At 55.6% G+C, this 7,860-nt stretch carries 6 protein-coding genes; 1 reads left to right on the top strand and 5 read right to left on the bottom strand.

Annotation, left to right across the window (positions count from 1 at the left end; all coding sequences use genetic code 11):
• Nucleotides 1–83 precede the first annotated feature (83 nt).
• From QVF11_RS21995 to QVF11_RS21975, 5 genes are read right to left on the bottom strand one after another with little or no spacing between them, the layout of a single operon-like run.
• Nucleotides 84–425 carry a PTS fructose-like transporter subunit IIB gene (locus tag QVF11_RS21995; protein ID WP_110277185.1) on the bottom strand — a complete coding sequence of 114 codons (342 nt, stop codon included), beginning with the start codon at nt 423–425 and terminating at the stop codon, nt 84–86.
• A gap of 15 nt (nt 426–440) precedes the next feature.
• A complete protein-coding gene (locus QVF11_RS21990) occupies nt 441–1,316 on the bottom strand; it encodes a [formate-C-acetyltransferase]-activating enzyme (RefSeq protein WP_287859216.1) in 876 nt (291 codons plus the stop codon).
• The gene (locus tag QVF11_RS21985; protein ID WP_287859214.1) at nt 1,282–3,579 is read right to left on the bottom strand and encodes a formate C-acetyltransferase; all 2,298 of its coding nucleotides are present in this window, start codon (nt 3,577–3,579) and stop codon (nt 1,282–1,284) included. Before QVF11_RS21985 ends, QVF11_RS21990 begins: the two co-directional genes overlap by 35 nt.
• Before the next feature lie 49 nt (nt 3,580–3,628).
• Nucleotides 3,629–3,949, bottom strand: coding sequence for a PTS fructose-like transporter subunit IIB (locus QVF11_RS21980; protein WP_112215209.1), 321 nt, complete (start codon nt 3,947–3,949; stop codon nt 3,629–3,631).
• 20 nt (nt 3,950–3,969) lie between these two features.
• Nucleotides 3,970–5,046: a PTS fructose transporter subunit EIIC gene (locus QVF11_RS21975; protein ID WP_112215208.1), complete on the bottom strand. Its 1,077-nt coding sequence runs from the start codon at nt 5,044–5,046 to the stop codon at nt 3,970–3,972.
• A 307-nt stretch (nt 5,047–5,353) separates the two neighbouring features.
• Here QVF11_RS21975 and ptsP point away from each other — a divergent pair, with 307 nt between their 5' ends.
• The gene (gene ptsP, locus QVF11_RS21970; RefSeq protein WP_112215207.1) at nt 5,354–7,855 is read left to right on the top strand and encodes a phosphoenolpyruvate--protein phosphotransferase; all 2,502 of its coding nucleotides are present in this window, start codon (nt 5,354–5,356) and stop codon (nt 7,853–7,855) included.
• Nucleotides 7,856–7,860: the final 5 nt, after the last annotated feature.

Raw genomic sequence — 7,860 nt, 5'->3', positions numbered from 1 at the left:
GAGAACTGGCCGGTTCTTTCTGACGGAGTCATCATACAAGCCCGGACAGGCGCGTTAAGCGCCGCCTCCGGGATTTCCCTCACTCAAGGGATCTCAATATAAACCACCGGCTTTTTCATAATGCATTTCACCGCTTCGACAATCTGCTGCGGCTGCAACAAGAAGGTTTTGATGCTGGTCTTAATGGTGCGGATGCCGCTAAAACGCTTGGCATCGTCGATTTCAATATCCGTCACCAGCAGAACGACATCGACATGGGCAATATCGTCCGCCGTGATTTTGTTCTCAACCCCCAACGCTCCTTGCGTTTCAATTTTGATATTCCATTTCTCATGGTGGCCGACCTTTTCCAGGCGCTCGGCTGCCATATAAGTGTGAGCGACGCCGCTTACGCAGGCCGTTACGGCAACGATATTGAAATCCATAGCATCCTCCAGGCGTTATCCGCCGATGGTCACGCTAAAACCGGCCTGTTCAGCCAGCGTCTTGAATGGTTGAATCTCAGATTCTTCAGGTGCTTTAATCATCGACATCGACCATGTTTTTCCCAGTAAGTGATATTTTGGTTCGCCGTATTGATGGAACGGCAGAAGATGAATTTCTGGCAGCTTAAAAGGGGCTAAAAACGCCAGGATCTGGCGGAAATTCTCTTCATTAAGCGTAAATCCCGGAATTAACGGCACCCGGGGTATCACATGAATATTCGCTTCTATCAGACGGCTGAAGTTATCCAGCACCCGCGGCATATTCATTAGCAACTGCCCTCTGGCCAGCGCTTCATCCATAATTTTTAGATCAAATAAGACTTCATCACACTCTTTCGCCAGCGGGAAAAAACGGCTGAATGCGGTATCGCCAGCCGTTTCAATCGCGGTTCTGATCCCCCACTCGCGTAAGCGGCGCAAAAGACGTGTGGCAAACTCAGCCTGCATTAGCACTTCGCCGCCCGACAGGGTGACGCCGCCGCCGGAGGCGCGGAAGAAGACCTCGTCTTTTAGCACTTCCTTCAGCAGATTATCCAGCGTGACGTCGCGGCCAATTTGCTCCCACGCGCCGGAAGGGCACTCGACAACATCCTGCTGGCAGCGGGAACAGTGCAGGCACTTGCTCTCCCGGCGTACGGTCTGGATTTTCGGCGAGATCGACTCCGGGTTGGCGCACCATGGGCAAGTATGCGGGCAACCTTTAAAAAAAACGACGGTGCGGATCCCCTGACCGTCATTCAAAGAGTAGCGCTGGATGTTAAAAATGCGCGCCTTATCGGCGCGCGTTTCCATCACCTCACAGCTGATGCGCGGTGCGGCGGATAATGTCATCCTGAATCTCCTGCGACAGCTCGACAAAGAAGGCGCTGTAGCCCGCGACGCGCACTACCAGGCCGGCAAAATCCTGCGGCCGCTGCTGGGCTTCGCGCAGCGTGTCGGCGTTGACCACGTTGAACTGAATATGTTGTAGCTTTAGCTTGGTGAAGGCCTGTAAAAAATCGGCCAGCTTGTTCAGTCCGCCGTCACCGGCAAGCGTCGCCGGAGTGAATTTGACGTTCAGCAGCGTGCCGTTGGACAGCAGATAGTTATCCAGCTTGCTCACCGACTTGAGCACTGCGGTCGGCCCCTGTGAATCCTGACCGACCATCGGCGACAGTCCGCCGTCCGCCAGCTGTTCCCCGGCCAGACGGCCATCCGGGGTCGCGCCAACCACTGAACCCAGCGGCACGTGGGCAGATACGGTATATGAACCCGGCGTGAAGTGGCCGCCGCGCGGGTTCTGGTACTGTTCAACCTCTTTGCAGTAGAAACGCAGCAGATCGGCGCTGATGTTGTCCACTTCGTCGATATCGTTACCGTATTTCTCAAAGCGGTTGATCAGGCGGGCGCGGATTTTCTCGCCTTCCGGCGTCTGGAAGTTAGCTTTTAGCACCGCAATCAGCTCGGCAAAGCTCAGACGCTGTTGCTCAAACACCATCCCTTTGAGCGCGTGCAGCGAATCGCTCAGGTTAGCGATGCCGATACCTTGCACCCCGGAGAAGTTATAGCGCGCGCCGCCTTCGGTAATATCTTTGCCGTGCTGCACGCAATCTTCAATAAATGAGGAGAGCAGGGGAACCGGTGCCCAATCGCGGTGGCCGATATCGCAAATGTTGCTGCCTTCGACCATCAGCTTAATGTAGTAGCGGATCTTGTCGCGGATCTGGTTGATCAGCCCATCCCAGGTGATGTCAGGATTGCTTTCGTTCTCCAGCATCACGATTTCCATCACCTTCAGCAGGTTGAACATCGCGATATCGTGCAGACCGTAGGTGCGTCCAGGGATCGACAGCTCAACGCAGCCGACCACCGAGTAATCCCGCGCGTCTTCCAGAGACACGCCGCGGTTGAGAAACGCCGGGATCACCACTTCATCATTAAAGATTTGCGGAATGCCGGTGCCGAGGCGAATGGTCTCTGCGGTTTTGCGCAGGAAAGGGCGGTCGATCAGTTCATTAACCCGCACGCCGAGGTTCGGCTGCGGCAGACGCACGTTCTGATAGGCATCGAGGGACAAAAACGACAGGATATTCACCGCGCTGCGCCCGGTCTCGGTCAGGCCGCCGAGCAGGGCAGTATAGCCTGTCGGGAAGCCCGCAAAGTAGCGTGCGCTGCTGGTTGAACGCAGCAGAACGATATCGTTGCACTTCACCCACAGCGATTCCAGCAGCTCTTTAAGGAACTGCGGGTCCTGGCCGCGATTCAGCGACGCCTGATAATACGGCAGCATGTACTGGTCAAAGCGCCCCAGTGAAATGGAGCTGGCGTTGGATTCATATTGCAAAATGATATTCATATACCAGAAGAGCTGGCTGGCCTGCCAGAAATCCTCCGGGCGATGCACCGCGTTATGGCGGGAAATTTCGGCGATGGTTTCCAGCTCTTTACGCCGCTGTTCATCAACGCAGTTGGCGGCCATTTCATCGGCCAGCGCCGCATAGCGCAGAATATGGCGCTGGGAAGCTTCCAGCAGGATCAGCACCGCCTGATAGAAGCTGTTTTGCGGATGCTGTTTGTTTACCGTTTTCAGCTCCGCCACCAGCGCGGCGAGGCCGTTTTCCAGCAGGCGAGGGTAGTCAATAATGATATGCCCCTGGCCCTTATCGGTCTGGTTAACGCTAAAAATCTGCGTGCTGACGGCGGTTTTCACTTCATCCGTCATCTGGCTGTTGATGAAGTCCTTCATCGAGCGGTTTTCCCAGTACGGGAACAGCTCTTCACGATAGATACGTTTGTCTTCTTCACTAATATTGAAGCGGTCCTGCGGGCGGGTCGGGAACTGATCCAGCTCTTTGAGCAGCCAGTAGGGGTCCATTTCCGGGGAGACTATCCCGGCGCGCGGTTTAATCGTCCGGTTACCGGCGATCAGTTCGTCATCACGAATCGAAATTTGTACGTGGTCGAGGACCCATTCGGTCGCTTTCGCCCGGCGGATCATCACCGGCTCCGCCTCCGTCTGCTTATGGCTGGCGGTATAGAGCAGGGCGCGTTCGAGGGAGATCTCGCGTGGGTTAGCGAACAAACGGTCTTTTAAACGTTGAGTGCGATTGGTCATGACAAACTCCATTTTTTTGGCGGAGCGCAGAACGCGCCCCGCTATTTATTCAGGCATTCTGAGAAAGGTGGCTGTCGATTTTGTTCATAATGGTTTCGGCGCGCTTAACGGCGTCGCTGATATTGACGCGCACAATGGTTTTCCCGGCAAAACGCTCTTCGAACTTGATGCCGATATCTTTGGTCAGGATAACCATATCGGCGCTGGCAACGTCTTCCGCCGTCAGTTCATTCTCAATGCCGATGGAGCCCTGAGTCTCGACTTTGACCTGCCAGCCTTTGGCTTTAGCGGCGCTTTCCAGCGACTCAGCGGCCATATAGGTATGTGCGACGCCAGACGGGCAAGCGGTAACGGCGATAATTTTGGTCATAAAATATTCCTTCCAGTTTTTCAGTTAATTTCGAAATCAAGATCCATCTCGTCATCGGCTTTGGCGTCTGACGTTTTCTTCTTGGCAAGGGCTTTGAGCAGGATGACGCAGGCTGCGCTAACGATGGCGCCAACCGCGAGACCCGCGATGAAGCCGAATTTACCTTCAACGACCGGCAGAACGATCAGTCCACCCCAACCGGCGTAGCACTGCGCGCCGAGCAGCGCGGCGGTCACGCAGCCAGCGGCGGCGCCAATCATGTTGGCCGGGATCACGCGCAGCGGGTCGGCGGCGGCGAAAGGAATCGCGCCTTCGGTGACGCCAACGCATCCCATGACCAGCGCGGCTTTACCGGTTTCGCGCTCTTCAGCGGAGAAGTATTTACGACCAATCAGCGTTGCCAGCCCCATGCCCAGCGGCGGTACGGCGATGCCAACGGCGGCAATCGCGACGACGCTGTAAACACCTTGCGAAACGCAAATCAACATAAAGGCGTAGGCCACTTTGTTTACTGGCCCGCCCATGTCGAAAGCCAGCATCAGGCCCATAATGATCGCCAGCACGACGATGCTGCCTTCGCGCATCCCTTGCAGCCAGCCGGTTAAGCTGGCGGTCAGCGCGCCAATCGGCTCACCAAGGCCCCACATCATGATCCCGGCGGTAATAAAGGTGCCGATAATCGGGATAACAAAGATAGGCATCACCGAGCGCAGGACTTTGTGCACCGGGATTTTCTTCAGGTAGTAGACCACCAGGCCGCCAATCATCCCGGCGATCAGCGCGCCGAAGAAACCGGCACCAAAGCTGTTGCCGACCCAGGCACCAATAGCGCAGGGGGCCAGCGCCGCGCGGTCGGCAATGGAGTAGCCGATATAGGCCGCCAGGAACGGCACCATTAACGTCAGACCGGCCACGCCGATATCAAACAGTTTTTTCAGATTAGGATCGGTGGCAACATCGGGCACTGCGCCCTTGCCGTACAACATGACGGAGACGGCCAGCAATATTCCTCCGGACACGACAAAAGGGATCATATGTGAAACCCCGGTCATGAGGTGCTGGCGTGTATTTTTTAGTATTTGCACCAGTTCGTTCATTGTTTTCTCCTGAGCCTGTGCGGCTCGTGACTGAGTTGATGCATCAACCTTAGAAAAAGGGCGGCTTATAAAACAGTAGAGAAAAAGTGCATTTACTGGATATTTGTAAGGCGAGAAGAAAATTGCGATCCACCTCAAATCTTAGTCCTGTGGGGTTTTTAAGCTATTTAGCTGGCGTATTTGTGACGGTGAGCATAAAAAAGATCCGTGCATACAAATATCCAGTAATTGCCAGTTTTGTCGCGTAGTGGCTGGCGGATTCTTTCTTTACTTTTGAGGCAATAACGCATTGTTCAGGAGGAAGACGATGGCTCTGGTAATTGAATTCATATGTGATTTGCCCAACGGTGTACATGCGCGTCCGGCAAGTCTGGTAGAAACGCTGTGTAATACTTTTTCGTCTTCGGTCGAATGGTTGAATACCCGCAGCGAAGGGCGCGGGAATGCGAAAAGCGCGCTGGCGATTATTGGTACCAACACCATTAAGGGGGATAGCTGTCAGCTGATCATCAGCGGTCAGGATGAGCAGCAGGCGTTTGACGCGCTGTCGGCCTTTATCACCGATGAGTTTCCGCACTGCGATGCGCCGCTGCCGACGGTCGATCAAATGGACGTTCAGCCGGTTCCGGAATCACTCTCTCGTCTCAACCCCACCTTGTTTCATGCGTTGCCGGTTTGCGCCGGGAGCGCGGGCGGCAGGCTCACCCACCTTAAATCGCTGGATCTGCGCGACTTAGGCACGCTGCCGGCGGCGAAAAATATTGAACAAGAGCAGGCGTCGCTGGATAACGGGTTGATGCTGCTGGTGAAAAATATTGAGTTCCGTCTGCTGGATAACGACGGCACCGCCAGCGCGATCCTTGAAGCGCATCGTTCTTTAGCGACCGATGCCTCGTTGCGCCAGCATCTGCTTGGCGGCCTGCTGACTGGCCTGAGCTGCGCTGAAGCAGTGGTGGCGACCAGCGAACATTTCTGCGCCCAGTTTAGTGCTTCTGGCAACAGCTATTTGCAGGAGCGCGTGCTGGACGTTCGCGACGTCTGCTTCCAGCTGCTACAGCATATCTACGGCGAATCGCGCTTCCCGGTACCGGGCAAGCTGACGGAAGAGTCTATCTGTCTGGCTGATGAGTTAACCCCCAGCCAGTTCCTCGAACTGGATAAAACGCTGCTCAAAGGACTGCTACTGCGCAGCGGCGGAACCACTTCGCACACCGTGATCCTCGCGCGCTCATTCAATATTCCGACCCTGGTGGGCGTCGATATGGATGCGCTGCTGCCGTGGGTTGATCAGCGAGTGCAGATTGACGGTAACGCCGGTTTAGTGGTGGTGAAACCCGATGAAGCCGTCGCGCGCTACTATCAGCAGGAAGCGTGGGTGCAGGAGCAAATTCGCCGTCAGCAGCAGACCTGGCTGGATAAAGAAGGGCGCACGGAAGACGGCATTCGTCTGGAAGTGGCGGCGAACATTGCCCACTCGGTAGAGGCGATGGCGGCATTTAACAACGGCGCACAGTCGGTAGGGCTGTTCCGCACTGAAATGCTCTATATGGACCGCCCAAGCGCGCCGTCGGAAAATGAACTTTACAACATCTTCTGCCAGGCGCTGGAACCGGCCAACGGGCGCAGCATTATTATTCGCACCATGGATATTGGTGGCGACAAGCCGGTGGCCTATCTCAATATCCCGGCGGAGAACAACCCGTTCCTCGGCTATCGCGCGGTGCGTATTTACGAAGAATATCAGGCGCTGTTCCGTACCCAACTGCGGGCAATTTTGCGCGCTTCGGCGCACGGTTCGCTGAAAATCATGATCCCGATGATTTCATCAATGGAAGAAATTCTGTGGGTCAAAGAGCAGCTGGCGGATGCTAAACAGTCGCTGCGCAGCGAGCATATTCCGTTTGATGAGAAAATCCCGCTGGGCATTATGCTCGAAGTGCCTTCGGTGATGTTTATTATCGACCAATGCTGCGAAGAGATTGATTTCTTTAGTATTGGCAGTAACGACCTGACCCAGTATCTGCTGGCGGTGGATCGCGATAACGCTAAGGTAACGCGTCACTACAATAGCCTTAACCCGGCATTTTTACGCGCGCTGGATTATGCGGTTCAGGCGGTACATCGTCAGGGGAAATGGATTGGCCTGTGCGGCGAGCTGGGAGCTAAAGGTTCAGTGCTGCCGCTGCTGGTAGGGCTGGGGCTGGATGAGCTGAGCATGAGCGCGCCGTCGATTCCGGCGACCAAAGCGCGTCTGGCGCAACTTGATAGCCGCGCCTGCCGTCAGCTGCTTAATCAGGCGATGCAGTGCCGTACTTCACTTGAAGTGGAGCATCTGCTGGCCCAGTTCCGCATGACCCAGCAGGATGCGCCGCTAATTAGCGCCCAGTGCATTACGCTGAACAGCGACTGGCGCAGCAAAGAAGAAGTGATTAAGGGCATGACCGATAACCTGCTGCTGGCCGGGCGCTGCCGCTACCCGCGCAAGCTGGAGGCCGACCTGTGGGCCCGCGAAGCCGTGTTCTCCACCGGTTTAGGATTTAGCTTCGCCATTCCGCACAGCAAATCGGAGCATATCGAACAGTCGACCATCAGCGTTGCCCGTCTGGCGCAGCCGGTAGTCTGGGGCGACGATGAGGCGCAGTTTGTCATTATGCTGACGCTGAACAAGCACTCAGCTGGCGATCAGCATATGCGTATTTTCTCGCGTCTGGCCCGGCGCATTATGCATGAGGAATTCCGCAAGGCGCTGGTGACGGCTGAGAGCAGCGAGGCGATTGCGACGCTGTTGCAGCGCGAGCTGGAGCTGTAGTTCGG

The organism is Klebsiella sp. (assembly GCF_027492335.1).
Classification (GTDB): Bacteria; Pseudomonadota; Gammaproteobacteria; order Enterobacterales; family Enterobacteriaceae; genus Klebsiella; species Klebsiella huaxiensis.
This window is presented reverse-complemented; position numbering and strand designations above follow the sequence as displayed.